A 333-nucleotide genomic window follows, 5' to 3' on the forward strand; every position below is an offset into this window, starting at 1 on the left:
GTTTGGCGACATCTGTTTCCGGCAGGCCGTGCTTGTCGAAGAAGCCCTTTTCCTTGGCGATGATCAGCGGTGCGGAATCCGTGAGCGCGATAAAGCCGAGCTTGACGCTTTTTACTTCAGGGCCGGTCCCGGCTGCGAAGGCGCCGGAGGGAAAGGCAGTCTTGACAGCGCCGATGAGGGCAGCCGCTGCAGTCATCTGGAGCATGCTCCGGCGGGTGATGCCGGTTGTCGAAATCCCAGTCGTCGAAATCTTCTTCATCTGCAGGTTCCCCTCTGCTTGGTGAATTCGGACGCAAAAAAACGCCGCCGGAATTTGCGCTCGCGGGATGGGAT

The 333-nt window shown here is 59.2% G+C and carries 1 protein-coding gene; it reads right to left on the reverse strand.

Features of this window, described 5'->3' with window-relative positions; genetic code table 11:
* Positions 1–259: ABC transporter substrate-binding protein (locus EOD29_RS30950; RefSeq protein WP_164763906.1), on the reverse strand; the 259-nt coding region annotated here is incomplete at its 3' end.
* Positions 260–333: the final 74 nt, after the last annotated feature.

It is taken from the genome of Mesorhizobium sp. M1A.T.Ca.IN.004.03.1.1 (assembly GCF_003997555.1).
Lineage (GTDB): Bacteria > Pseudomonadota > Alphaproteobacteria > Rhizobiales > Rhizobiaceae > Mesorhizobium.